Origin of the sequence: Corynebacterium sp. HMSC074C03, assembly GCF_001838285.1 — a bacterium.
Taxonomy (GTDB): Bacteria; Actinomycetota; Actinomycetes; order Mycobacteriales; family Mycobacteriaceae; genus Corynebacterium; species Corynebacterium amycolatum.
On record NZ_KV836260.1, the window covers coordinates 25,067 to 51,727 of the forward strand.

Below are 26,661 nucleotides of genomic sequence, written 5' to 3' on the forward strand. Positions count from 1 at the left end.
AGACTCAGCGCTCGGATACTCGCCTAGTGATCCTCGACGAGCTCGCGGAGCCGTGCAAAGATTGCCGCGCCATCGTGGCGAATACCGTCATGCTGAAATGCATTGGTCACATGTGGCCGCAAATCCCGGTAGCAGTTGGCCGTCGCCATCGAGTACTCGAACGGTACGAAAATGTCGTCGAGATAAACCGCGGCTGCCGAGGTCGGAGCGTCGGCAAGCAAGCGCGCGGAATCATACGGTGAGCTTTCCCAGGTGTGCTGCGCCAATGCTTCCGCCTTTTCCTTGAAAGGAATGAGCGTGGGATCTTCGTCGAATTGCCAGGGGAAAATGTGCTCGCCGGTGAGGTAAAACGGCTCGTCTCCTGCCGGATTGGCATTTTCTTCGAAACCTGGAATTTCCTCGCGAATGCGGTGAGCTGCCCAATTAGTTGTGGGCTGGTCCCCGACGCCACCATAAATGGATTCGTGAATCGCAGCGTATAGCGGACCCTCAGCGAAACTCACACGGGATCCGACATCGGCTAGGAAATCAGTGCGCAATTGCTTTTCACCATTGCGAATGTGGAATGGCTCTTCCAACAAATACGCCAGATTGTGGAATCCATCTCCGCGGCCCAATTCAATTCCGATGGTTCGGAATCGACGAGAACTCAGACGCTCACCAGTGGGGAGAGTTTCTGCAGATTGCTCCAGGTGCGCACAGATTTCTCGAATGCGGTTGTCGGCCCAAGGATACTCGCGATAAAAGCGCTCGTGGCGGGTGCGCAGCTTCCCATATGTCGTGCGATAAAGGTCATCAGCGCCACAGTCCAGAACAGGCAAACCACCTGTGAGGTAAGCGTGCTCCACGGATTGCGGATACCGGCTGAGATATGAAGTAATGCAAAAACCGCCAAAGGACTGGCCGTACAGCGACCATTTCGCAATGCTCAAATGCTTTCGCAATGCTTCCGCGTCTTCGACAATGTATTCCTGACGCAATTGCGCAAGCCGCGCGGCCGGAATTTCCGCAATATTGGCCGCATCAATTCGATGCGAGCGCCCCGTCCCCCGTTGATCCAAAAGAATCACGCGGAATTCCTTCAGCGCCTCACCAATTACTCCGCTAGTTCCCACCGGACGCGGTGCCGGAAAACCCGGGCCGCCCTGCAAATAAACAATTGCCGGCGCGTCCTCATTTCCCGGCGCATAGATCTCCCTTGCGAAGAGCTCAAATGTCGCAGCATCCGCAGCCCCGGTAAAAGGATCCCAGGGAACCTCAAGGGTGTGTTCCTTAATAATGTGCCCAAAATGCCTGCTTGCAGTACTCGTCGATGCCAAGTCTCTACCGCTCCTCTAATCCCGCTGGTCGTATTTCTTCATTAGCTTTGCGACGAGCAAATCGGTCGCCTCATCGTCAGCAAGAATTTGATCCAACATCTCCCGGTATTCCCGCTGCCGCAGCGCAGTATCTTCCCCGTAATCGTCATAGGAATCGCCGGATAGGTCCACACCGAAATTGGATTCATCGCTTTCGTCTTGCTCTGTCTCCTGTTGTGCCGACGGAACTTCCAGATCCGCTGGGAAGTCCGCATTGAACTCCTCCAGGAATTCCTCCGCGTTGGCCTCGGCGTCGGAACGCGACACTCCCCTATCAACCTCAGCCTGAATGCGACGTTGCAGCGCCTTTTCCATCTGACGGTGCCGCCAGCTACGCAGGCGTGCGGGCTCGAAACGTCGACCGACCTCACGGCTCTTGCCCTCTGCGCGACGCGCGAGGACCGCAATCTGCGACGCGGTGTCGTTCAATGGTGCCCACTCAGAGCGTGCCGACACTCTCCAATTACCCCAGTACCCCAGCAGCGAAAGCAGAATACTGACGATAGGGCCAATGACCATAGACACGGCCATAAATCCCAAATGATGGCCTCCGATGACAATGACGGCGCAAGCTACGGCCGGGATGACCGTGGGCTGATTGCCGCCGAAGACAGCGGGTACCCGTCCGGTAACAATGTCACGAATCATGGAGCCGCCGGTGGCGGTGAAGACACCCATCATGATGCACGGAAGAATGGGCAAGCCATACGTGACACCTTTAACCGTTCCCGTAGCGGCCCAAAGACCCGAAACTACAGCGTCACCGTGGACCTGAACGTATTCCCAGGTCTTTCCTTTGAAATAGAAAAACCGCGCGATGAGCGCCCCGGTAAACGCCAGGATTAGGTACTCCGGCTGACTCATTGCGGCGACGGTGCCCTGGTTAATCAGAACATCGCGAATCATGCCGCCACCCAGTGCGGAGAACAGCGCAATAAAGAAGAACCCGATGATGTCGTAGCCTCGTTGCCGGGCGATGGTGCCACCAATAATGCCCATGAGCAGGACACCGCTAACATCGGACCACTGGTACATCGACTCGATGAGCGGATCTACTTCTGCGACGTTCATGATGTTCAAGCTTAGACGCTGCTATTTTTCAAGCATCAACGAAAGGTCGGGATACCCATGGAAAACGCTGACGCCTTTGTTTCGGAACGCCCCAGCGCCAGGCTCATGCGCGGCATCGCAACTGCTTCCCGCGCGCACGATGGGCACTACCGAAAGGGCTCTGGCGTTCCCTATATCAGCCATCCGATGGCGGTAATGCTGATTGCGGCGAGCGTGACTAACGACGAAGACGTGCTGTTGGCAGCCCTCTTCCACGACATTTTGGAAGACGTGCCGGAAAACTACTCACGTGCCGAGATGAAAGACGAGTTCGGACCTCGCGTGGTTGAGATCGTCGATGGCGTCACCAAGGACTCTTCCCTCCGCTCCTGGCAGGAACGCGCCGATGCCTACCTGGAGCAACTTTCTCGTGGCAGCGCGGAGTCCGTCATCGTGGCCGCTGCGGATAAGTTCCACAATCTCAGCCAGACTCTGGAGGATTTGGACCGCGATGGCCACGCCTTGTGGCAACGCTTTCGGTCAACTCCGAGCCAGCAATTGTGGTGGTACACGAGTGTCCGCAACGTAGTCGCCGAACGACTGCCCGACATGCCCTTGCTGGAGGATCTTGACGTTCTTATTGAGCGACTCGATTCCTGGGTACAGGAGACTTAACCTGCGATTTTCCAATCGCTTTAAGCTGGTCAGTTTGCCAAGCAGATGGGCGCATCCCGTGTCATTGGCTCCGCTGGTCGTCAGCGATAAGGTCGCCTACGATGTCACCACTCGCCACGGTATCGAGAACATGCCAGCTGCATTCCTCGAACTGTTTAGCGGAGGCAATACCGGCAAGATGGTCGTAGAGTTCTAAATAACTGTCATCGAGTTTGGAGCTAATTCGTGAACACACAGAAGCCTCGACTGCTTACGACCGACACACTGCTAGTTCAAGAAACACGCAACGTTATGCGCAGTGAATACTCCATTTTCGATGACAACGGCACCCAGATTGCCCAAATTGCCCAAGCGGGATCACTGGGTCGCCGCATGTTGGGCATCGGTGTCAAGTACGACATCTTCGATGTGGACGAGGATGGCAAAGAGGGCGACAAGCTCCTCACCATCACCGACCCCGCGAACGTTTTCGGCGACACATACAAGGTTCTCACACCCAACGGCGCTAAGATCGCCACAGCCAAGACCAAACGATTCAGCCTAAAATCACGGCTAACTTTGTCCGTCAAAGGGCTTTCCGACGTCGATGTTGACGGCGGCTTCCGCGGTAAAAATTACGCACTGACCAGCAAGGGACGCCCGATTGCGAAGATTGACCGGAAGTACCGTGGTCTCAAAGGCGCTATTACCGGCAAGGACACGTACGCTCTGCACTTGGAGCCGAACTTGAACGAGGAAACGCGGGCTGCGGTGATTGGTACTGCGCTGGTTATTGACATTGTCAGGCGCAAGAACGATGAGGCTGTAGCGGTTAGTGTGAGCTAGTGCTTCTAGCTAAAGAACCGCCTTGCTACACAACCGCCTTATTGCAGAGTTGCCCTGCGCGGAGCCGAGACTTCCTTCAGCCTGCTCGACATAGCGACACCGACCAGTCCCATCAGCGCCAGGAAGATTAAGGCCGCCGCGGGACCGAAGCTGGCGATAACGCCCGATAGCGCACCGACGATGAGCAGGACAACACCCATAATGGTGTTGGCCGCTCCGACGTACTCGGTGCGCTTGTCGCCTTCTGCCATGTCAACAACATAGGTCGAACGAGCCACACGAACACCTGCGTGGACGACGGACATTGCGAAGAAACCGAGTGGGAAAATCCAGGCATTGGCACTGGTGGAAAGCCAGTGCGCACTGGCGACTAGCAGGAAAAGAACAATCGAGCCGACCAGCGAAGAATAAGTCAACACCTTCTTCGAGGACTTATCCGACCAGATTCCGGCGACTTTTCCACCAACCAAAGAGGCGAAGCCTGCGGCGAGCATAAAAATACCGACGTTGGCGCTTACTCCCCCGCTGCTGTTGTCAGAGGCTTCCAAATCAGCACCTACCTGCGCACTTAAGGTCACAATGAACGACGTAGACAACGCTGTGACCAGCAAGAGGCTTCGGACAATCACAAAGTCTCGGAAGTTCTTATCCTCTTTAAAGAGCCGCCAGGTGTCCTGCCACCAAGTTTTATTCGGCTCTTCCTTGCCACCTTCATTGGTGGGCTCGACAATCCCGCGGAAAATCAAAACTGCAATCACCCACGACAGTGCCGCAACAAAGATGAGCCCCGCCACGATTGGTTTGGTGACGTTGTCGCGGATAATCCACAACACCGCACCAACGATAATTGCGGCAACGCCGCCCAACATCGCAGCACGGCCACTGATCTGTCCGCGTTGTCCCTTGGGAATCGTGCGTCCCTGAACATCCTTCGAGGCCATCGAGCACAGAGCTCGTGCCGTCGCAAAGCCTGCAAGCGCAATGATGACAGCAACGCCGAGCGCGGTACCTTCTAGGAACAAGGCCGCCAGACCAATAAGCGCTGCTGCGATGGCTTGCCCCAAGGCGCCAGCAATCCAGACGGTTGTGCGGCGCGGGCGAGACTTTACCCAGGGTGTGAGCGCTGCCTGCGGCAGCATCGAACCGGACTCGCGCACCGGCACAAGCATGGCGATGAAGAAGCCCGGCGCGCCAGTCGAATGCAGCAGCCATGGCAACAGCGTCTTTGCCGCGACGATTTGGTCGCCGATATTCTGCAAACCATTTGCCCAGACGTAGCGCTTGGCATTTGCAGACTTAGACTCAGCGGGTTTGGCAGCTTCGGGACTATCCGTCATACCTCTCACGCTACCTGCCCTTGGCACCGGCGCTACCGCACTCAGCAGACCCGCTGTGTCGCCCGACGGCAATTCTCATCCGGCGCTCAGTCGCTACACTCGCGGGAAGAACACCGAATTCCCTCAACGAAAGTAGCAACATGCCCGCTGACCTTTATCGACGTCTCTCCAACCTCGATGGCAAGAGCTACGGTGCATACAAATCTCTGCGTGGCTCCCACGAACTGCCTGATCTGGACGCGACGCTTTTTATCGACAAGGTCCAATCCGACCCCTACGCCCCGGCATCACGGGCCCGTGTACACATTCCGCTGTCAGTGCTGGACTATCGCGGCGCATCCCGGTCACAACCGGGCAGGTTCAGCACGGCGGAGCTCGATTTGTTGAACCGTCGCCTAGTGCGAGCTTTGAAGAAATATGGCCGCGGTCTGTTTATCGATTCCCCAGGTCAGCAGGTATTGCGCCGAGCAGCTGTCGCTGAGCTCCGTGGGGATGCGCACGACGTCGATAAGCATGACGATGCCCTCCAGATCAGCGTAGAAATCCAACTGCCCGCCCGCGGCCGACGCATTCTCGGGCGTGAGGCGGCGCGCTTAATCTGTGAGGATTTGTTGGACGCGCTTGACGACGCCATCGTGAACGCACCCATCGATGCGCTCGAGGCAGCAGCGGAATTGGAGTATGACCAGCTGTTTTTGCGCCGTGCAGTGGAGGACGCGGACCTGATTGGGTTTGTGGCAGACGGTGCGGTGTTGCCTCGTCAAGCGGGCAATAGCCAGTTGCCGAAGCCCGGCGCGACTGCGTTTACCTCGCCGGAATCGTTGCAGCACAGTTTTCAGCTGCCATCGGGGAAAACGGTGCACGGCATGGGCATTCCGCGGGGCGTGACGTTGATTGTCGGTGGCGGCTACCACGGCAAGTCCACGCTACTGTCCTCCCTGGTCACGGGCGTATATAACCATGTCGCTGGCGATGGCCGCGAGTTTGTGGTCGCCGACGAGACTGCGGTTGCGCTGCGTGCCGAGGATGGTCGGGCCATCACTGGTGTGGATATCTCACCGTTCATCAACGGTCTTCCCTCCGGTGATGACACGACCCGGTTTTCCACGGCGAACGCGTCGGGGTCGACGTCCCAAGCTGCGGGTCTGATGGAGGCGCTGAGTTCCGGTGCGCGAGTGCTGCTCATCGACGAGGACACTTCCGCGACCAACTTCATGATTCGCGATGAGCGCATGCGCCGCCTCATCCCCGATGACCGGGAGCCCATCACACCACTGGTCGCACGGGTCCGCGAACTCTGGGAAGACCACGGCATCTCCACGGTCATCGTCGCTGGTGGTTCTGGTGCTTTCATCGATGTCGCGGACACCGTGATTGCTATGGATGCGTACACGCCTTACGACGTCACCGAGCGCGCCCGTGAGCTCCGCGAATCTGCCACTCCGGCTGCACCTTCGCCAGCTTTTGCGCAAATTGGTGAGCGTTTATTGCAGGCGGACTTCCCTGCCGGTGAGAGCCGTGGTGGTCGCGGACGTGGCGGTCACCGCGGCGGACGTGGCGGCGGGCGTGATGGTCGTGGCCGCGGTGCGAAACCGCCTAAGCCACCGCGTGCTCGTGGACTCGAGCTGATTCAGGTAGGCAAGGACAATCTTGACTTGCGCGCTGTCAGCCAATTGATGGATTCCTCCCAAACAGAAGCCATTGCCAGGATTCTGGGCGCCGTTGTAAAACAGCTCGATGGGAGTACTGACCTCACCGAGCTTATCCAGCACGAGTACGACAACTTTTGTCATTCGCTCTTCGATGCGACAGCTGAGTTCAATAATTCAGGTCATCTCGCGGAGCCTCGTTTCCAGGAGGTTGCGGCGGCAATCAACAGGCTTCGGCTCTTGCGGTAGGAGCCCGAAGGTTGGCAATCGCGGGAACGACATTCCTGCGGCTGCCGCAGCAAACTTCCTCATCTGATTCCGGCGTTAGGTATTGACCTTGACGCGGCGTCAAACAGAAAGATGATTCCCGTGAGCAACAACGACAACGAGTACACCATCGGCGAGGCAGCTGAACTGTTGGGCGTTACCACGCGCACGCTGCGACACTGGGATGCCATCGGGCTGCTCAGCCCGCAGTACCGCACGTGGTCCGATTACCGCCTCTACACCGATGAGGACATCGACACCGCGCTGGAGATCCTGGTCTATCGCGCCGCTGGTGTGCCGTTGAAGACTATCGAGGAGTTCATTCACGGCGATTCCTCCCCGAGAGGTCGGAAAGATCGGTTGCTCGCACAGCGAACTGTTCTCACAGAGAAAATCGCTGACCTGCACCACATGGTGCAGTCTCTGGACAAACTGATCGAGGAAGGACACACGATGGAAGCAAAGACGAAGGCAAAGCTCTTGGGCCGCGATTGGCAGAATCTAGAAGCCGAAGCTGAGGAACGCTGGGGCGACACTACCGAGTGGGAGCAGTCCCAGCAGGCCCAGGAAAAAATGAACGATAACGACTGGGCTGCTCTTGAGGCGGAGGCTAAGGATTTTGCCGATGCGCTTGCCGACGCCGCCGAGCGCCACGTGGAGCCAGGTTCCACTGAAGCGACTAAGTTAGTTGACCGTCACTTGGCCTCTATTACCCGCTTCTACGAGGCTGGTCGAGAGAAGCAGATTCTGCTGGCTCGCATGTATATCGCTGATTCCCGGTTTGACCGGTATTACCGTGGCAATGCTGGCTATTTGCTGGAATTGATCGAAGCTCAGGCCCGTAAGGAAGGTATTGACCCGGCTACTGCCGAGTGGCGGTAGGTGGCGTGTAGCGGTAACTGGCAGGTGGCGCTAGGTGGCGTCTGGCGCTTTCATAACCCCGAAATATATGAACCAATGGGTTACCGATTTACATTTGCCGTGGGATTGACGGATAATTGAAATAGATTAGCTGTCACACTGTCATAGCTATGATGCCCATTTTTATGGTTCTGTTTCCCTCATGACTCCGTCATATCCCCGACTCGGGAAGGAATTAACTATGAAGTTCTCTCGCTCTCTCGCCGCTATCACCATCGGCGCCGCTACTGTGTTTGGCGCTGTTGCTGCCTCTCCTGCTATCGCACAGGCGATCAGCTGCCCCTTTGCTCCGGTGCACAAGTATGAGGCACACCGTTTCTCCGGTTCTTCAACTTCGGCAGATGCTTTCAAGGTTTGGTTTAACGGTGGTGTCTACATTGAGCCAATCGTCGAAACGCTGGATTTGGTTGATCTTCAGGTTAACGAGACCCAGGTTGCTTACGCCGGCGACATCATCTACAAGGATGAGAACGGTAACTTCTGGGTGAAGTAACTCAGTACGACTAAACACTCAGGGCAGCGGCACCTACGGCCTTGCCCTGAGCGTTTTTCATTTTCTGCCGCGCGTTAGCTTTTTCTGGAGTGTTCCACCATGGAAATCATCATCGTCGATTCTGAGGCCGAAGTCGCGAACATCGCTTCGGACTACCTCGCTCACTACGCAAATAAGGGTGCAAACCTTGGTGTAGCGACAGGATCGACCCCGCTTGCGACGTATCGGGAACTGATTCGTCGCCATCGGGCTGGTGATGTCACTTTCAAGGACTGCAGTTTCTTTGCACTCGACGAGTATGTGGGGCTGCCCATCGAGCATGAGCAGAGCTACTACCACGTGATTCACAATGAGTTTTCCGATCACGTGGATGTCGACCCGGCGCGTGTCCATATTCCCGATGGTCTCGCAGACGACATCGGCGCAGCCTGCGAGGACTACGAACGCAAGATTATCGAGGCCGGTGGCATCGACATTCAGTTGCTCGGCATCGGCACCAATGGGCATGTCGGGTTTAACGAGCCCGCCAGCTCTTTTAGTTCTCTGACCCGCATTAAGACGCTGCACCCGCAGACCGTGCTGGATAACGCCCGGTTCTTCGACTCCGCGGACGACGTGCCGTACCACGTGGTCACCCAGGGGCTTGGCACTATTTCACGTGCGGGCCATCTCCTGTTACTGGCCACCGGCACCGCAAAGGCGCACGCTATTGCCGCCTCCATCGAAGGCCCACTGAGCGTTTCTATGCCCGCGTCCGTATTGCAATTGCACCCACGGGCCACGGTTGTCATTGATCAGGCCGCAGCCAGTGAGCTGAAGAACAAGGAATACTACGAGTTCACTTATGCTCATAAGCCGCAGTGGCAGAAGGATATGTGGAAGTAAGAACACACGACTAGTCAGTGCTAGTCGTCGTCATCGTCCATCTCTAGCTCGGGGTCTTCGGCGCGCGCCTGCTCGTAGACTTCTTTCGCGGCCGTCAGGTTAATGACGCCAATGACAAGCCCAACAACGATGTCCGGCCATGCGCTAAACCAGAAGACGGTGACCACTCCAGCGGCGAGGATGAGCAGGTTCGCCAGGACGTCGTTACGCGCCGCCAACCACGCGCCACGCGTGAGAGCACTGTCAGCCTTGCGCAGATTCATTAGCAAAATCGCGCAGACCAGGTTGATGACCATCGCAATAATTGCCGTTACCGACAGCGTTAGCGGCTCTGGCGGCTCACCGCTGATCATCTTCCAGATGGCGGTGCCGAACGCCGCGATTGCCGGAATCAGGATTAGCCCGGCAAGGCCGATACTTGCTTTACGACGGCTCGCCAGCGACCAACCCAATGCGGTGAGAACCAGCAGGTTGATGAGGAAATCTTCAAGGAAGTCCGCAGCGTCAGCAAACAGGGCTGCGGAGCCAATAATTGAGGCAACAATTAATTCAATGAAGAATCCGAGAAGGTTCAGGCCTGCTACCCACGCGACAATTTTGCGGGCGCGGTGATCCAAAGTTGATGACGTAAACACGGAGGACATCGTAACGCCCGGCGCGAGTACCATCGAAACCCATGACCCCCGCACAGAAATTTCACTCAGAAATGAAGGTTCCCGGCGGCAAATTGGTTGTCGCCGACTGTGAGACCACCGGTGACACTATTTCGTCGATAAGCATTTCGGGCGATTTTTTCCTCGAACCCGATGAAGCCTACGACATTATTAATGACGCACTCCTCGGCGCACCTGCGGGAGACCATACGGAGCGTCTACAGGCTCGCCTCGATGCGGCACTGAAGGATTTTGCGGATCAATCTGGCCGCCAGGTTCGTCTGCATGGCTTTGATACCCACGTCATTGCCCAGGTCGTTCGCCGCGCACTGACGCAGGCCGTTGATTTCACGGATTTGGAGTGGGAGGTTTTGCAGCCGGGTACTCTGCCGACGGTGATGAATGTTGCCCTCGACGAGGTCCTCCTTGACCAGGTCAATTCCGGCCAACGCGGCCCAACCCTGCGGTTCTGGGATTGGGAAGATCGTGCTACCGTCATTGGTTCCTACCAGTCCTATGTCAATGAACTCGAACCCGAGGGCGTAGAGAAGCACGATGTGCAAGTGGTGCGTCGTCTCTCCGGCGGTGGCGCGATGTTCATGGAGGGCGGCAACTGCGTCACTTACTCCCTCTACGTCCCAGAGAAGCTGGTAGCGGGCCTCAGCTACGTCGAATCCTACGAATTCCTCGACCGTTGGGTTATCGCTGCACTCGCGCAGCTCGGCGTCAATGCGTGGTACGTCCCTATCAATGACATCACTTCCGATGGCGGAAAGATTGGCGGCGCCGCACAGAAGCGCCGTGGCTCGACAGTGCTCCACCACGTCACCATGAGCTACGACATCGACGCCGACAAAATGATGGAAGTCCTGCGCATTGGCAAGGCCAAGATTGCCGATAAGGGCCTGCGCAGCGCGAAGAAGCGCGTCGACCCGCTGCGTCGCCAGACCGGTGCCAGCCGCGCGGAAGTCATTGACACGATGAAGCAAACATTCATCAACCGCTACGGCGCCACCGAAGCATCGCTTTCCGACGAGGACTTCGCTGCGGCGCAGCACCTCATTGACACCAAATACGGCACGGAGGGCTGGACTCATCGCGTCCCCTAAAATGTCGCTCCGTTTACCTGAATAAGACACACCCGCAGAAAAAGGGGTTAACTATATACATCAGGTAAACGAAGGAGAGTCGACGTGGGCGGCGAGAAGAAACAGCGTCAAAAGAAAAATCTAAGCCCTCTAGATGAGACCCTGGATAAAGCTCGCGGTATGCGCGCCAAGCGCGCCATCGGCCTCTATCCTGCGAATATGCACCCAGGTCTGGTGCCGGGTTTCAGTGTTGAAGAACTGAAATACAAATTCGGTCTGGACAAGCTTGTTTTCGGCGTCAACGCGGTGCTGATTATCGCCTTTGTCATTTGGGGTGTCACCAGCCCCGAGACCGTTTCCTCCGTTTCTTCGGCGGCTCTGTCGTGGGGCCTGGAAAATTTCGGCTGGCTGTTCAACGTCATTTTGGTCGTCTGCATCATTGTGATGCTGGGTGTGGCAATGTCCCGCTACGGCAATATCAAGCTGGGCAAGGACGACGAAGAACCGGAATACTCCCGTTTTTCCTGGGTGGCAATGATGTTCGCCGCCGGTATCGGTGTCGGTATCTTTTTCTTCGGTCCCTCTGAACCACTGGAGTTCTACCACTCGCCACCACCGCTGACGGTTGAGCCCCACACTGAAGAAGCGCTGCACCGAGCAGTTGCCCAAGCGGATTTCCACTGGGGTTTTTCACCGTGGGCGCTGTATGCGCTGGTGGGTGGCGCTTTGGCATATTCGACCTACCGCCGTGGTCGCGCCAGCTTGATCTCCTCGCTCTTCGCGCCCATCCTGAAACGTACTGATGGCCCCATCGGTCGCACCATTGACATTTTGGCGATTGTGGCCACGCTGTTTGGTACTGCCGCTTCGCTGGGTATTGCCACGCTACAGATTGGCGAGGGCATTTCAACGCTTTCAGGTTTCACACCGTCAATGGCCGTGCTGTTGGTGATTATTTTTGTACTGAGCGTTGGCTTTATTATTTCGGCGGTCTCTGGCGTGTCGAAGGGTATTCGGCTTTTGTCGAATACCAACATCATGCTGACCTTCTTGGCTATCTTCTTCGTCTTCGTCACAGGTCCAACACTGTTTTTGGTCAACCTTCTGCCATCTAGCATTTTGACGTACCTGGACAACTTCCTGGATATGTCGTCACGTTCGCTGTCGTGGGGTCCAGAAACACTGGATTTCCAAGCCGCGTGGACCGTATTCTACTGGGCCTGGTGGATTGCTTGGGCACCCTTTGTCGGCATGTTCATTGCCCGCATTTCTCGTGGCCGCACGATTCGTGAGTTCATTTTGGTCACCATCATCGTGCCGACCTTTGTGCTGATGCTCGCATTCGCTGTCTTCGGCGGCACCGCTATGGACTTCGCCCGTAACAACGTCCCCGGCTTCGATGGCTCGGCTTCTGCCCAGCAGGTGCTCTACAACCTGATTGGCGAGCTGCCGTTTAGCGGTGTGGTCTCTGCCCTGGTGATTGTGATTCTGGCTATCTTCTTCATTACTTCTGCCGACTCGGCATCTGTGGTGATGGGCACGATGGCTTCCAAGGGCGATCCGGAACCAAATAAGCTCGTGGTCGTGTTCTTCGGCGTCCTCATGATGGGTATTGCCGTGGTCATGCTTCTCACCGGCGGCGAAGATGCCCTGTCTGGCCTGCAGTCACTGACGATCTTGACGGCCATGCCCTTCGTGGTGATTATCATCGCGCTGCTCATATCCTTCGTTAAAGATCTCACCACTGACCCGCAAGCTATCCGCACTACTTTCGCCAAGACCGCTGTCCGCGACGCCGTCATCCGTGGCTTGGAAGAGTACGGCAATGACTTCGAGCTGGCTGTCGAGCGTGCCGACGAGGGCCAAGGTGTCGGTTCCGTTGCGGGAGTAGAAACCGACATGGAGCAGCTGACCGAGTGGTATCAGCACACCAACGAAATGGCTGAGATGACTGACGGTGAAGTGTCCACGTCCGACGGCACAGGCGAGGAAGACACCACAGAGAAAAAGAGTTAGCTGTCTGCCCGGCGAGGCGTTTTTAACTTCCCACTTAACTTCCCACTCGACATAACACTCTGGGAAGTTAGTGGGAAGTTAAGTGGGAAGTTCGATAGAACCGGGGTCGCCCTGCCGAGTGGCTAGGGTTTGATGCGATAGCGCTGCCGAGGACTTCTCAGCGGTTCAGTGCGCTCGACGACACCTTCGGCAATAAGTTCATTCACTGCTTTTTGCACTGCTGTACGACTCAGCTTCGTGCTCTTTACGAGCTCAGTTGTCGAGGCAGAGGCCTGCGCTTTTAACGCGGTACGTACTTGATCAAATGCACTTGCATAGCGTTCTTTTTCTGCCACCCTTCGCCGGTGGAAAATAATGGTGAAGCTGTCTAGCCGGTTGATGTACTCAGGCGGCGGCATGAGCGCATCCGCAAGCGAACGTTGAATGACTGCAATGCCCGTACCCCTGTTCTCAGCCACAACGCCCTCTCCGCCCCCATCGGCATGAAACTTCACGTCTTCGAGAAACGAAGACAAGCGCTGGTTTCTGGTTGAACTCACGCCAGGCATCCCGAGATTTCTTACGGTAACTCCTCCATACAGTCCGCCAGGGCTTGTAATCTCGAGGCGATCAACGAACATGTTGATTTGAACCTGACTGCCTTGTGCGTGCGGTGAGTAATCGCGGTGCATGAGGGCATTCACGAGCGCTTCGCGCACTGCGACAGGTGGATAGTCTGGCAAATCCGAGCGATACTTTTCGCCGATGAGAGCGGCAGTGCGCATGTTGTTTTTCACAACTTCGATTCCCTCATCAACGAGCTCCGGGATGGTGCCAGTGAGGGTCTTACTGTCGAGGAGCCTAATACCTTCAGTGACCGAGCCCTTCGTTGTACCTGGAAAGTTGGCAAATGTCACCGTGAGGCGCGGGAAGAACTCCTGCGGATACTCACCCATAACAAGCAACGACGCCAGGGTTGGGTGTCCATCCTTAAGGATGCGTAGACGCTTCATTGCGGTTTCGGTGCCGTCATTAAAGGTTTTGGGCCGACGTTTGCGCTGTACAGCCATGTAAGCATCCACGATGTCGGGTTGCAGGTCTTCAAGTTGCGCTTCTGCCACTGGCTGCTCGTCCCATTTGGGTTGGGTACGCTCCTCAATGAGACGGTCAACCTCGTACTGCGTTAGCCGGATGTCACCGTCGCCAACGCGGATATAGCTACCGCCATATTTTCCCTGGTCAGTGACATAGCAAGGCTTGTCTTCGGAAGTCATCTCATTGACTTCCGCTACAACAACTAAGGAGTCTTCAAAGGGAACCGTGTCGATATGTGGACGTACCGGGGGCGTGGTCTGGCCGCATCGAGTTTCTAGTTTGTCCTGAGCTTTTGCAGCATCGAAGCCATCCACGGGTAAGAAGCCGTTTGACTCATCGAGCCCCACAATGATGGTCCCGCCGTTGGCGTTCGCGAATGCGCTGAGGGTTTCGCGAATCGATTTTCCAACATCGCTCTTGACTTCGATTGGTTGACTGTCTTTACCCACCAGGCGCAGTGTGCGGACGATTGACTCTAAGCGTTCTGTGTCCATCAGATACTCACTAACTTCCCACTTAACTTCCCACTCAACATAACACTTTGGGAAGTTAGTGGGAAGCTTGCGGGAAGCTCGATAGCGCGGTATCCCGCACCACTCGCACACCTGGTCGAGCCGCACGATAGCCAATGTGCTTTAGCGTCCGCCCCTGCCGATACACTTGACTCCATGATTACTGGTGCTTTGAAAAATGATGTCGACCGCATCTGGGACGTGTTCTGGACCGGCGGCATCACTAACCCAATGAACGTGATCGAGCAATTCACGTACTTGCTTTTCCTCCGTCTCTTGGATGAGCAGCAAAATAGCATTGACCAGCAGCGCTCGCTGGGAGTACCAGTACCGGAGTCCCGCGATATTTTTGGCCCGGACCAGCAGCACTTGCGCTGGCGGGACCTCCTCGCCGTCACTGACCCAACTCAGGTCAAGAACCTTATGGCGGACGAGGTCTTCCCTTTCCTCCGCAATCTAGGTGCTGATACAAATGGCACTACTGGCGAAGGTGTGATGGCGCAGCACATGCGCTCTGCCAACTTCGGCATTGAAAACCCGAACACGTTGAAGTCTGTGATGACGCTGATCAACAAACTGGATTTGCGCAACAAGGACTTCATGGGTGATTTGTACGAGTACATGCTCTCTAAGTTGAGCGTGTCCGGCACCAATGGTCAGTTCCGTACGTCTCAGCTCATCATCGACTTGATGGTGGAACTGATGCGCCCCTCCCCCAGCGAGCGCATCATCGACCCCGCCTGTGGCACCGCGGGCTTCCTGGTCAACGCATCCGAGTGGATTCGCGATCACCACGGCGATGAGTTGATGAAGAAGTCGGTCCGCGACAACTTCGAGGCCCACGGTCTCACCGGCTATGACTTTGACTCCACCATGGTGCGCATCTCTGCGATGAATATGTTCATGCATGGCTTTAACAGTCCGAACATTGCCTACCGAGATTCCCTGGGCACCATCCCCGACGAAGACAAGGAAAGCTTCGACCTCATCCTCGCCAATCCGCCATTCGCGGGCAGCGTCGACGAAAGCAACCTGGATAAAGAACTCACCTCACTTGGCAAGACCAAGAAGACAGAGCTGCTTTTCATCAACCGTTTCTTGTCGCTGCTCAGGATTGGTGGTCGCGCTGCCGTCATCGTGCCTGAAGGCGTTCTCTTTGGTTCGACGAAGGCGCACAAGGCGATCCGTAAAGAGCTGGTAGAAAACCAGAAGCTCGACGCAATCATCAAATTGCCGTCGGGTGCGTTCAAGCCGTACACGGGAGTGTCTACCGCAATCCTGTGCTTCACGCGCACCGACTCGAAGGCGAACGAGGATGTCTGGTTCTACGAAGTGCTTGCCGACGGTCGCTCGTTGGACGACAAGCGCACCGAGCTACTGCCACTGAATTTGTTGGGACCAGTACCCAAGGACCGCCTGCCTAAGGATGACGATCCAACCGACCGCCCCGAGCCGGTCGAGCTTACTGCGGAGCAGCACGAGAAGAACAACCTTCCCGATGTTGTAGCCCGCTTTGCTCTTCGCGAGACATCCGAGCGCGAGCGTGCCCGCACCGAGCAAAGCTTCTGTGTGCCGGTAGCCGAGATTGCAGATAATGACTATGACCTGTCGATGAACCGTTACAAGGAAATCGTCTTCGAGGATGTCGAGACCCGTGATCCGCTAGAAATCATCGCTGAGATTGAAGCTCTCGATGTCGAGATTGCGGCTGGCATGAAGGAACTCAAGGACCTGCTGGGAGGGGCAAAATGAGCCAGTGGCCGATGGTGAAGTTGGGGGATGTTTGCGAAAGGAAAATCCCCAAGTGGGACAGAAATGGGAGAAAGAAGTATATAGATATTTCTACAGTTTCCCCTGAAACTAAAAAGGTCGCCTCACCTCAGGATGTTCTGGGGGAGGATGCGCCTAGCAGGGCTCAACAAATCATCCGAAAAAATGATGTACTTGTATCAACTGTTCGCCCAAACCTCAATTCAGTAGCAAAAATACCTTCCACACTTGATGGCCATGTCGCCAGTACTGGTTTTTGCGTTCTTCGCGCTACTGAGAAAATTGATTCTGGTTTCCTGTTTCATTTTGTGCAAACTCAGGCTTTTATCAAGCAATGTATCAATAAATCTACTGGCATTTCATATCCATCAACAACCGCCAATAAAATCAAAGAAATACTAATTCCCCTCCCCCCTCTCGAGGAGCAGCGGAGGATTGCGCGAATGCTGTCCACCGCAAGGTCTGCCAAACAGAATTACTTAGAAATCTGCCATGAGATAAACTCTATTAGAGACAATTATTTCCTGACTATTATTTCTAATAAATCTAAAATTCTCCGCTCGGAAAATTTAGAGGATGTAGCTGATTCCGTAATCGACTGTCCACACAGCACGCCCAAATGGACTGAATCAGGCATACCTTGCATTTGGACAAATAACCTACGAAAGGGATATTTCAACTGGGATGCTCCTCGTTTCGTAAGTTCTGAGACATATAAATTGCGCTCTGCGCGAGCATATCTACAAGAAGGCGATATCATCCTATCGAGAGAAGGAACAGTTGGGGTTGCAGCTATAATCCCCCGTGATTTTAAAGGCTGCATGGGTCAGCGATTAGTGCAGGTTCGACCCAGCCATTTCTCTGTTCCCGGCCAATGGATTTTAGCTTCCTTGTTATACCTATTGGACCCAGTACGCATTTCTAACTTCATGGTTGGAGCTACCTCTAAACACCTAAATGTTCGCGATTTAAGGAAATTACAGATCCCAATACCTACAGAACAAACACTCAAGCAATTTATTGAGTTCGATAAAAAATCTAATGAGCTCTTAAAGGAAGCACAGAAGCGTTCCTTACTAACGCAAGAGCTATACAACTCCCTCGCAACCCGAGCATTCGCAGGACAGCTTTAACGTCACGGAATCATGAAAACGCTGGTGTCAGGTTTCGCTCAAAGAAACTACGCTTTGCGCGTTCTAGTGATTCACCGGCACTTACCTCGATATACTCAACTCGTTGCATAAACGCTGTTGAACGCCGAGCTGTGAAGCCACGCCACCCACAGCGATACTTACCAACAACAGCACCCCAGCCACGCACCGACCCCAATCAGCAAACTTCGGAGGAACACATGGCAGCACCTCGAACCAACTTCGGATTCGTCGGGGCTGCCTTCCCATCCCTCCTGGCTGACTGCCGAAATGCTGAAGCCGCAGCCCTCTCCAATCCCAGGGCCTCTGCTTTCCAGTCTCGGTTTGTCGCCGAGCGCCTGACTTTCCACATCTGCAAGTTCCTCGGGCTGGAAACTGAAGGGTACTCATTCGCTGAACTGACAGGTCGGCCACAATTCCGCCAGTTCGTGCCGCAGGTCATTCAAGGGAAAATCACTGCGGTCCGCAAGATCGGCAACATCGCCGCACACGGGGCCGCATTCTTTGACCCGCAACTAGCGGTGCGCTCCATCGCTCAGCTGTATGACCTCCTGGTGTGGGCCACCGCTAACACCTCAGACAAGGGAAAAGCGGCGCTGCCGAGCGCACCATTTAATCCGGAATTCCTCAAGGAGGCTCCGAAACAGCCGTCGGCAAGCAAAGCCCAATTGGACGAGCTGCAGCGCCGACTCGAAACCAGCAAGCGCGACGCACTGCTACTGAGCAAAGAACGCGAAGAGCTGCACCGACAGCGGGAAGAACACCTGCGTCAACAAGAACTGTTTCGGAAAAAGGCAGCTCAAGACGCTGAGGCGCAAGAACAGCTCCGCCAAGAGCTGGAAGCGCTGCGCAAGCAGCTGGAAGAGAAGACTCGTGAAGAACTGGTCGCCGCACAAGCAGATACGGGGACAGTGGATACCAGCAATCTCTACGCCATCAGCGAGGAAGACACCCGCCGCGACATCATCGACCCGATGCTCGCAGAGGCAGGATTTACCGCTGCCGATGGCAACCTCGTTGCCGAGTTCCTCCTACCCTCCGGGACACGCGCCGACTACGTGCTACTGGGAGCAGACGGCAAACCGCTGGCTGTGGTTGAGGCGAAGAAGACTGCCGCATCAATCAGCGCTGGGCGTGAGCAGGCCCGCGAATATGCCGACGAGATTGAACAGCACTACGGTCGCCGCCCGGTAATCTACTACACCAACGGCTACGAAGTTCACCTGTGGGACGATGCCGCGGGGCTTCCGGAGGTCGGTGGCTACCAGCCGCGCGCCGTGGAAGGGTATGCGACTGCGGATGAGCTGTACTTGATGATCTCCAAGCGCTCGCAGCGACAGGCGCTTTCGGAAATCCCAGTTGACAGTGACATTGCTGGCCGTCTTTACCAAGAGCAGATGATCCGCGCCGTCACCGAGCACTACGGGCAAGGGCACCGTCGAGCATTGTTGGTGATGGCAACAGGTACGGGTAAAACTCGTGTGTCCATTGCCCTAGTCAAGCTCCTGCAGCAGGCGGGCTGGGTGAAGAACGTTCTGTTCCTGGCCGACCGCACAGCGTTGGTGCGGCAGGCTGCGAAGAACTTCCAGGCTCACTACGAAGAAGCTGGCATCGTCAACCTGCTGGAAAACCCCAACGGCATCGGGTCAGTGTACGTGTCCACCTACCAGACCATGGTCGGGCTCATGGGCGCCCAGTTCGACTCGTACTCCTTCGACCTCATCGTCGTCGATGAAGCACACCGAAGTGTGTATCGGCGCTACCGCCGAATCTTCGACTACTTTGACTCGCTGCTCCTCGGCCTCACCGCCACCCCGCGCGATGAAGTCGACCGCAACACCTATTCCCTATTCCAACTTCCCAAGGGCAAGCCGACCGGCGAATACGGCCTGGAAGAAGCCACCGCCGCCGGGTATCTCGTTCCCTACAAGGTGTTTTCCACCAGCTCTGTCATCCTGAGCGACGGCATCATCTACGACGAACTCAGCGAAGAAGAGAAGATTGAGTGGGATAACAAGGACTGGGGTACCGACGAAGACGGCGCCAAGCTGGCCGCACCCGAAGGTGCTACCGCATCAGAGATCAACTCCAAGCTGATTAACCAAGACACCATTGACCAGGTCATCGCCCAAGTGTTGGCCAACGGCATCAAAGTCGCCGGCGCCGACCGCATTGGTAAGACCATCTTCTTCGCACGCAGCCAAGCGCATGCGGAGAAAATCGGTGAACGTCTCCAGCTGGCCAATCCAACACTGCGCACGGAAGTCATCACTCACGAGTCCTCCCGCTCCCAACAGCTGATCGAGGCATTCGAATCCACCAAGCCCGGTAGCGTGGATATCGCCGTCAGCGTGGACATGCTCGATACCGGAATTGATGTTCCGGCTGTCGTCAACCTGGTGTTCTTCAAGCCCGTCCACTCCAAGACCAAGTTCTGGCAAATGATTGGTCGCGGTACTCGTACCTGCAAGAACCTATTCGGTGAAGGCATGGATAAGACGGAATTCTACGTCTTCGACTACTGCGATAACTTCCACCGTTTTAGCGCAGAGGCTTCGTCGGAAAGCACTGACGGTTCAGCACAAAAATCCCTGCAGGAACGACTTTTCCTCGCCCGCCTGCGCCTGATTGACCTGCTGGGACACTCGAATACCGATTCTGACCTGGCAGATTCGGTGAAGACGCACCTGCGTAATCAGCTCTCACAGGTTCCGGTCAACAGTCCCCTGGTCGGTCCGAAGACGCGACCGTATCTGGAAAAATACCTGCGCCCGGACTCGTGGAATCCGTTGAATGCGTCAGACATTGCGGAGCTCGAAGAATATCTGGCAGACCTGCCGTTTGCATCTGCAGCGGACGAAGAATTCGCGAAGCGCTTCGATCTGCTGATTTTGAAGATGCAGGAAGCTGTCGCCGAGGGATTGGAAACGGTTGATGGAGCCGTACCTGAGGCACCGCGCAATCGAGTCATGCGGCTGGCGGAAAACCTGCTGACCAAACTCAATGTTCCAGAGATCGCAGCGCAAGCTGAGTTGCTGGAAAATGCTGCTACTGAGTCGTGGTGGGAGGGCGTCAGCCTGGAGGAGCTAGAACTACTGCGCCGTGGCATGCGTTCTCTGGTGCGACATGTCGACCGCGGCAGGCGCAATGTCGTGATTACCGACATTGAAGACGAGTTTGGCGAATTACAGGAAGTGGAATTACCTGCCTCCGCAGCATCGTTTGCCGTCACCGAAAGCAGCATTGAGCAGAAGATTCGCGAACTTCTGGAAGAACATGGTGACTCCCTTGTGCTGCAGAAGCTGCACAAAGCGATTCCGCTGACACCAGTAGATGTGGAGTCATTGGAGCAGCTCGTCGCAGAAGCCGGAATTGGCGATGTCGACGAGCTACAGCACCGACTCGGCATGTCGCTGAGCCGCTTCGTGCGCACGGTTATCGGTCTTGAGGAAGGCGCTGCCCGCGCGGCATTCGCTGACCTGATCGACGGCGCGAATCTGAACTCGGTGCAGCTGGAATTTATGAACCGAGTGATTACAGGCCTGGTTCAAAATGGAATTGTCACCGTATCCGACCTGTTCAATGCGCCCTACAACGACTACGGCTCCCCCGTCGAAGTCTTTGACGGCAGCATGGCCGCGGTCATTGACCTGAAGAACCGGTTGGAGAAAATTGAGCGCAGCGCGGACGCTGGTTAGTGTCGGCTGACGTTTTGGGGTGGTTCGCACCGGTGCGGCGCGCTGCGCGAGTACTGCGTGAGCCGGGCTGGGGCAGGCGCGGCGGCGGTGATTAGCTCGTTATTGGTTCCCCATGACCGCCAGTTTCTCCGCCAAGTCCGCAACATCGTTTGGGTGATACTCCGCGGGCCGGTTCCGTTTCGGCGAGCAGGAATCAATGACTTCCCGCCACCGCTGCGGAATGGCGGAGGCACCAAAGATGCCACCGAGAAAAGCACCAACAATGGCCGCGTTGGTGTCAGTGTCGCCGCCACGGCCAATCACTCGAACCAGAGAGTCCTCAAAGGTCGTGGATTTTTCTTCTACCCGGCGAAGTTCTTCATGCAGCGCCCACAGCGCAAAGCGCAGCCAGCCCTGATGCACCGAGAAATCCGGCTCCCCGCTGTTCACCATGGCACCGCTGGCCTGCCACTCGGCCTCCCACTGCGTGCGCTGGGAAGCCAGCCACTCCATCAGCGCACTCAAACCAATGCCGCGGCGCGGCTGGTGGAGGCCACCGCTGATGACGTCGGCAAGCGCGGATGCGTAACGTGAGTTGGCGTCGATGCACACCGGATGTGGGTGCGTGATAGCGGCGTCCTTGCGGGCGAGTTCACCAGCGCGTGCGGGATTGCGCCAGTACGCGATAGCCAGCGGTGAGATGCGCATGAGTGCGCCGTTGGCCTGAGAATTCGGGTTCGGCGCGCGCCGGAGCAACGCCGCCGTGGTCGCCTCCCCCATATCGAAGGCATCGGAGTTTGCCCAGCGCACATAGGACTCACGGACATCGGTGGCGTCGTAGCCTTCGCAGCGCACCAGTGAGCGTGCGAGCGCCAGTGCCATTTCGGAATCATCGGTGGGTTGACCGGCGGCGATATTGTGGGTGCCGCCATCGGCAAGTTCGCGGACACCGTGCGGATAGCGCTGTGCGATGTCCTCTGCACTGCAAAACTCCACTAGCGCCCCGAGATTATCGCCGATGACCTGGCCATAGAGAACGCCGCGAGCACGGTCGAGTACCCGGGCGAAAGCATCAGAATTGTGATTCACGGGCGCCTACAGAGCTTGAATCGTGTCGGCCAACTCGTCATCACGGCGATGGCGCAGGCGCGACACCGTCTTGCGGCGAGGTGCATCGGCGGGCAGGCCGAGCTGCCTATTGATAGCCGCGAGCACAGCATCGACATCGAGCTCCGCGGCATCACCCTCAGTAGAGAGCTCCGCAGTGAACTCCTCATCGAGACCGAAGGCGTTGACAAGCGCCGCCAGCCCTTCCGCGTCAGGGTTTTCCGCAGGCGCACGCGTGATGTCGAAGGTGTCGCCGAAATGAACCCACACGCGCTCGCCTTCGGTCAGCTGCATATCGTTGACGAAGCGAGAAATCGTCGACATCGACGTGTTGGTGCGTCCCACAGCAATCCGCTGGTCACCCAACCTGGATGGCAGCAGCTTCTCATCCCCGTAGCCCAGACCGTACATACCCGCGATGCCAGCGGGGATAGCGCTTCCCGAGCCACGCATATGATCGCGGTTAATAGTCAGCAGCAGGCACCACTGCCCATCGCGTAAGTAGAGATCGCGGGATTCCTCCGGCGTGGCATCGATTGGTTCCATTTCTTCGTCCGAGCGCTTACGAACGTAGCCGTCTTCCAGCACGAACTCACCACCGCCGGCGTAGGTGCGCACGGAGTTTTCCGATACTCCAAACGCGGTCGCACCCGCAATGACGTCGTCAAGCAAAACGCCATCTTGCCCCTGTGCAACGGCATCATCAATGCGTCGGGAGATGTAGTCGGCGATCGTCGTCCACTCTTCCAACTCCCACTGCGCCAGCGCCCACGTGCCCGGCGCGCACCGCTTAGTCCGCGGATCAAGCGCGAGACGACCGTCGATACCGCGCGAGTTCCGGTCAGTGATAACGGCGGCGATGTCGTCGATGTGCATCGGCTTGCCACGGTGCGCTAGCAACGCCACTGCCCTATCGCTTACCGACGTGACCTTGGTAAACAGGTGGCCTTCAAAGATCTTGTACCCGGTACGCTGGGCGATCCACTCGCGCACGATTTCCTCTGGGATGCCCAGCGTGACGGCCAATTCCGACAAGGGCGCGATGCCGAAGTCATCGGTAAGCTGCTCAACGGCGGTGGCGAATTTGTCCTCGAACCCGTTGGCGACGAACCATTCGCCATCAATGCCCCACTGTGCTTGAGCCACAGCAGCGCCTGCGGTGCCGGTGAGATTGATTAGGTTCAGCAGCGGTGCGGACATTCCATCGGGAACGGTGAACAGGCCTGGCATATCGTGGCGGAGCTGGCTAATCTTCGCCAACGGCGCGTAGCGGTGGAAGATACCGGTGCGGAGAATCTCGCAGTTGGGGCCGGCATCGGCGAGTGCCGCCAGCAATGCGTTCTCCAACTGTCGAACGCGTTCGCGAGAAACACCAAATTGCTGACCAAGCTCCGCCAGGGTGGCGCCGTCGGGGAGGCGGCGGTTGAGGATTACTGGAAAGCGTTCATCCTGGTCGGCAATGTGCTGAATTTCGCGTTCAGCACCGGTGAGGATGTCGGTGATTCGGTCGTTGAGGCTGGCCACTTGTTCGCGCACGGCTTCCGGAACGTAGGCTTTGTCTTCTGCTTGGTCGAGGATGCGATTCGATGCGCCGGTGATCGCCAACCAATCCAGCAGCACCGATGTCTCGGGAGTCGTTGTGTCGTCCCAGCTAATGCCGAAGTCACTGGTGTTGTCGAAGGGGTTGTCCGCGGTGTCATCTGCGGTGTGATTGGCAGTGTGGTCCGCGGTGACATCGCCTGCTTCAAACTCATCGAACGCATGCGTGACCGCATCTGCCACCAGTTTCTGGACGCGCACACGGCCATAACCTTTGAGGTCCTGCAGGTCTCGGACTGTGAGCTCGCGGATGAGACGATTGCGCAGCGAGGTGTCTTTGACCTCCGGTTCAGTCAGCCCCAGTTTGGCTAAGACGCGCTGCCATTCCGGGCTCTCTGGGAATGCCAGGAAGTTCATATAGGGCGACAGCCCTGTCAGCCCCGAAGTCTGGTGATCCTTGATCCACGCCTGCGCAATTCCCAGGACGTCTTCGCCGATTCCGCTGAAGTCCCTATCGGTCAGCCACGGAAAGATTGTGGTGAGGTCCCGCAGCTCGGACAGGAGGTCGCTGCCCGTGGATTCTTCGCTGTCAGCGGGGTTCTGTTCGGTGCTGTGCTTTTGCGCAGCATTCAGCTCGGCCAGCGCATGAGCAAAAGTCACTTCATCAACAATGGGAATGCCCAGTGCACGTGCCTTTTTCGCTTTCCCCGACTGCGTGTGCACATCCGCGGCAACAAGAACCACGGAGGCCTTGATGACTCCACCGACATCGAGACCAGCAGTACGCGCACGCTTTTCCCATACCTCTCGCGGAGTTGCCATAGCACCGGTGAAAGTCACACGGTCACCAGGGCGAAGCTCCAGTTTTCGTGCAGAAGTGACCAACTCTTCCACACGCTCGCGCTCAATGTTGAGCTCTCCGGCAATGCTGATAAGCCAGCGGCGTTCCTGCTCCGTTACTACACCGTCGGCCCACGCCTGCACAATGAGCTGCTGCAGGTATTGCTCATGGAGCATATTGACATCATCTGCACTCAACCCACGTTCTGCGGCAATGCCGTGCAACTTAGACAGCTCTCGCATGTCCAGTCGCCCATCGACCATTGCTTGCACCAGGAAGCCAATGTACTGGTCTGAAGCCTCATCCCCAGTTCGTGCCACATGCTGGGCAAGTTCCTGCAGCCACTGTTTCTCGGAAGTTTGCTGATCTGCAGCGGTACCTGTGGCGGTTGAATCTGCAGCGGTACCTGCAGCAGCTACATCCCCAGTAGCCCGCACATTATTGCGCTCAAGCAGGGGCACGTCCGAAATGCGCAACTGCGCCAATTGCGCTGGCACAAAATAGAGCGGCTCGGCATAGTCCACGATGTCCGGACGTGCCTGTACAAACCGCTGAAGCGCTGCCGCGGTCGCCTCAGCATCCGCAAGTGCAGTATGAGCCGCCCTGTTTTCAATCCCCATGATGCTGAGAACATTTTTCAGTGAAACAGGCTGACCAGGCATAAATTGCCGAGCTAACACCATCGTGTCCAGCAACCAATTACCGTCGGCAAGCTCGACGCCGAGGCGTCCGAACTCGTTGGTCAGGAACTTGTACTCAAAACTGGCGTTGTGAGCGACAATAACGCGGCCGTTGAGTACCTCGGCGAAGCGGCGCGCCACATGCTCAAACGTGGGCGCACCAACCAGATTCGTGGGGGTAATTCCGTGGACATCTGAGTTATCGAAGCCCCGGTTCGGCTGCACCAGAGTTTGCCACGTCCGCTCGACACGACAGTTCGCATCCAGCAGCACCACACCAATTTCAATGACTCGGTCATGCCGGGAAAATCCCGTTGTCTCAAAGTCCAAGACCGCAAAGCCGTGCATACTGCCGGTTGGTCTCATCGCTTGAAAGAAATTACTGGGTGGAATGGGTGCCATTGAACGCGGACTCCGTTTCTTGCCGGGAGATTCACATCATATGCTGGCAGCTATTAGCCTGACAGGCGAACGCTGCCGGCGGTTACAACCCCCGCGAGAGGTTCCAGCGCAGAACCGCAGGTCGATCATGGTAGCGACCGAGCACAGACAGGGATGCAGTATTCAATGGGAAGGACTGGCCAAGTTCGATGGGCAGTTCCAACCAGGCTGTGGTGAGCGCACGCAGCGAGTGACCGTGGGCGAACAGAATCGCCTTGTCTTCGCCCGATTCGCGCACCCTTTTCACCACGCGCTCAACGCGCTCACGGACTTCCTCCGCCGTCTCGCCATTGGGCACGCCATGAGTCCAAATCTGCCAATCGGGAACAGTCTTTTGCACTTCCTTCGAGGTAATCCCCTCGTAGTCGCCGTAGAACCATTCCGCAAGATCCTCGTCGACCTCAAAGTCGTGGAATCCCGCCAACCGAGCGGTCTCCTGGGCGCGCTGTCGCGGCGATGCCAACACCAGACCAAAGTCCTTCGGATCCAGCCAGCCGTTCAGGGCCTTGGCTTCCTCCCGGCCGTTGTCAGTCAGAGGAAGGTCAGTTATCGAGGTGTGCTGCCCTGTGCGCGACCACTCAGTTTCGCCGTGCCGCACGAGATATAAATCAGTCATAGTTCCAGCTTAGGCTTATTTGAAAATGCTGTTAGC

At 56.6% G+C, this 26,661-nt stretch carries 20 protein-coding genes; 12 read left to right on the forward strand and 8 right to left on the reverse strand.

The window, feature by feature from the left end; all coding sequences use genetic code 11:
* Window positions 1–23 precede the first annotated feature (23 nt).
* Entirely contained in the window at window positions 24–1,319 is a 1,296-nt protein-coding gene (locus HMPREF2847_RS10790; protein WP_070852449.1) for an alpha/beta fold hydrolase, read from the reverse strand.
* Between the two features lie 15 nt (window positions 1,320–1,334).
* Entirely contained in the window at window positions 1,335–2,429 is a 1,095-nt protein-coding gene (locus tag HMPREF2847_RS10795; protein WP_070852451.1) for a trimeric intracellular cation channel family protein, read from the reverse strand.
* Between the two features lie 57 nt (window positions 2,430–2,486).
* On the opposite strand from HMPREF2847_RS10795, the gene HMPREF2847_RS10800 reads away from it, so the two are divergent.
* From HMPREF2847_RS10800 to HMPREF2847_RS10805, 3 genes are read left to right on the forward strand one after another with little or no spacing between them, the layout of a single operon-like run.
* Window positions 2,487–3,083 (forward strand): HD domain-containing protein, encoded by a 597-nt coding sequence (locus HMPREF2847_RS10800; RefSeq protein WP_070852453.1) that lies wholly within the window; start codon window positions 2,487–2,489, stop codon window positions 3,081–3,083.
* A 58-nt stretch (window positions 3,084–3,141) separates the two neighbouring features.
* A complete protein-coding gene (locus HMPREF2847_RS11520; protein ID WP_246822017.1) occupies window positions 3,142–3,279 on the forward strand; it encodes a hypothetical protein in 138 nt (45 codons plus the stop codon).
* A gap of 29 nt (window positions 3,280–3,308) precedes the next feature.
* The gene (locus tag HMPREF2847_RS10805) at window positions 3,309–3,908 is read left to right on the forward strand and encodes an LURP-one-related/scramblase family protein (RefSeq protein ID WP_070852455.1); all 600 of its coding nucleotides are present in this window, start codon (window positions 3,309–3,311) and stop codon (window positions 3,906–3,908) included.
* Window positions 3,909–3,946: 38 nt separating this feature from the next.
* Here the strand turns inward: HMPREF2847_RS10805 and HMPREF2847_RS10810 are convergent, their stop codons facing one another.
* On the reverse strand, window positions 3,947–5,245 hold the full coding sequence (locus HMPREF2847_RS10810) for an MFS transporter (protein ID WP_070852457.1): 1,299 nt from the start codon (window positions 5,243–5,245) through the stop codon (window positions 3,947–3,949).
* 140 nt (window positions 5,246–5,385) lie between these two features.
* On the opposite strand from HMPREF2847_RS10810, the gene HMPREF2847_RS10815 reads away from it, so the two are divergent.
* From HMPREF2847_RS10815 to nagB, 4 genes are all read left to right on the forward strand, one after another.
* The gene (locus tag HMPREF2847_RS10815) at window positions 5,386–7,143 is read left to right on the forward strand and encodes an ABC-ATPase domain-containing protein (protein WP_070852459.1); all 1,758 of its coding nucleotides are present in this window, start codon (window positions 5,386–5,388) and stop codon (window positions 7,141–7,143) included.
* A gap of 111 nt (window positions 7,144–7,254) precedes the next feature.
* On the forward strand, window positions 7,255–8,043 hold the full coding sequence (locus HMPREF2847_RS10820) for a MerR family transcriptional regulator (protein ID WP_070852461.1): 789 nt from the start codon (window positions 7,255–7,257) through the stop codon (window positions 8,041–8,043).
* Between the two features lie 220 nt (window positions 8,044–8,263).
* Complete coding sequence (locus HMPREF2847_RS10825; protein WP_048761199.1) at window positions 8,264–8,575, forward strand: hypothetical protein; 312 nt, start codon at window positions 8,264–8,266, stop codon at window positions 8,573–8,575.
* A gap of 99 nt (window positions 8,576–8,674) precedes the next feature.
* Entirely contained in the window at window positions 8,675–9,460 is a 786-nt protein-coding gene (nagB, locus tag HMPREF2847_RS10830; protein ID WP_048761204.1) for a glucosamine-6-phosphate deaminase, read from the forward strand.
* 20 nt (window positions 9,461–9,480) lie between these two features.
* On the opposite strand, the gene HMPREF2847_RS10835 is transcribed toward nagB, so the two are convergent.
* On the reverse strand, window positions 9,481–10,104 hold the full coding sequence (locus HMPREF2847_RS10835) for a cation efflux transmembrane domain-containing protein (RefSeq protein ID WP_070852548.1): 624 nt from the start codon (window positions 10,102–10,104) through the stop codon (window positions 9,481–9,483).
* Between the two features lie 32 nt (window positions 10,105–10,136).
* Here HMPREF2847_RS10835 and HMPREF2847_RS10840 point away from each other — a divergent pair, with 32 nt between their 5' ends.
* Together HMPREF2847_RS10840 and HMPREF2847_RS10845 are read left to right on the forward strand one after the other, a co-directional pair.
* Window positions 10,137–11,222, forward strand: a complete 1,086-nt coding sequence (locus tag HMPREF2847_RS10840; protein ID WP_070852468.1) for a lipoate--protein ligase family protein — start codon at window positions 10,137–10,139, stop codon at window positions 11,220–11,222.
* A 159-nt stretch (window positions 11,223–11,381) separates the two neighbouring features.
* Window positions 11,382–13,217 carry a BCCT family transporter gene (locus HMPREF2847_RS10845; RefSeq protein ID WP_070852549.1) on the forward strand — a complete coding sequence of 612 codons (1,836 nt, stop codon included), beginning with the start codon at window positions 11,382–11,384 and terminating at the stop codon, window positions 13,215–13,217.
* Between the two features lie 122 nt (window positions 13,218–13,339).
* Here HMPREF2847_RS10845 and HMPREF2847_RS10850 read toward each other — a convergent pair whose 3' ends face one another.
* The gene (locus tag HMPREF2847_RS10850; RefSeq protein ID WP_070852470.1) at window positions 13,340–14,785 is read right to left on the reverse strand and encodes an ATP-binding protein; all 1,446 of its coding nucleotides are present in this window, start codon (window positions 14,783–14,785) and stop codon (window positions 13,340–13,342) included.
* Window positions 14,786–14,959: 174 nt separating this feature from the next.
* Between HMPREF2847_RS10850 and HMPREF2847_RS10855 the strand changes: the two genes are divergently transcribed.
* The 3 genes from HMPREF2847_RS10855 (at window position 14,960) to HMPREF2847_RS10860 (ending at window position 21,422) form a co-directional block, all read left to right on the forward strand.
* Window positions 14,960–16,555, forward strand: a complete 1,596-nt coding sequence (locus tag HMPREF2847_RS10855; protein ID WP_070852472.1) for a type I restriction-modification system subunit M — start codon at window positions 14,960–14,962, stop codon at window positions 16,553–16,555.
* Window positions 16,552–17,706, forward strand: coding sequence for a restriction endonuclease subunit S (locus HMPREF2847_RS11385; protein ID WP_083327378.1), 1,155 nt, complete (start codon window positions 16,552–16,554; stop codon window positions 17,704–17,706). Before HMPREF2847_RS10855 ends, HMPREF2847_RS11385 begins: the two co-directional genes overlap by 4 nt.
* A 218-nt stretch (window positions 17,707–17,924) precedes the next feature.
* Window positions 17,925–21,422, forward strand: a complete 3,498-nt coding sequence (locus tag HMPREF2847_RS10860; RefSeq protein WP_070852474.1) for a DEAD/DEAH box helicase family protein — start codon at window positions 17,925–17,927, stop codon at window positions 21,420–21,422.
* 99 nt (window positions 21,423–21,521) lie between these two features.
* Here HMPREF2847_RS10860 and HMPREF2847_RS10865 read toward each other — a convergent pair whose 3' ends face one another.
* The 3 genes from HMPREF2847_RS10865 to HMPREF2847_RS10875 form a co-directional block, all read right to left on the reverse strand.
* Window positions 21,522–22,490: an ADP-ribosylglycohydrolase family protein gene (locus HMPREF2847_RS10865; protein ID WP_070852476.1), complete on the reverse strand. Its 969-nt coding sequence runs from the start codon at window positions 22,488–22,490 to the stop codon at window positions 21,522–21,524.
* 6 nt (window positions 22,491–22,496) lie between these two features.
* Entirely contained in the window at window positions 22,497–25,934 is a 3,438-nt protein-coding gene (locus HMPREF2847_RS10870; protein WP_168168383.1) for an exonuclease domain-containing protein, read from the reverse strand.
* 118 nt (window positions 25,935–26,052) lie between these two features.
* Window positions 26,053–26,625 carry a histidine phosphatase family protein gene (locus tag HMPREF2847_RS10875; RefSeq protein ID WP_048735079.1) on the reverse strand — a complete coding sequence of 191 codons (573 nt, stop codon included), beginning with the start codon at window positions 26,623–26,625 and terminating at the stop codon, window positions 26,053–26,055.
* Window positions 26,626–26,661: the final 36 nt, after the last annotated feature.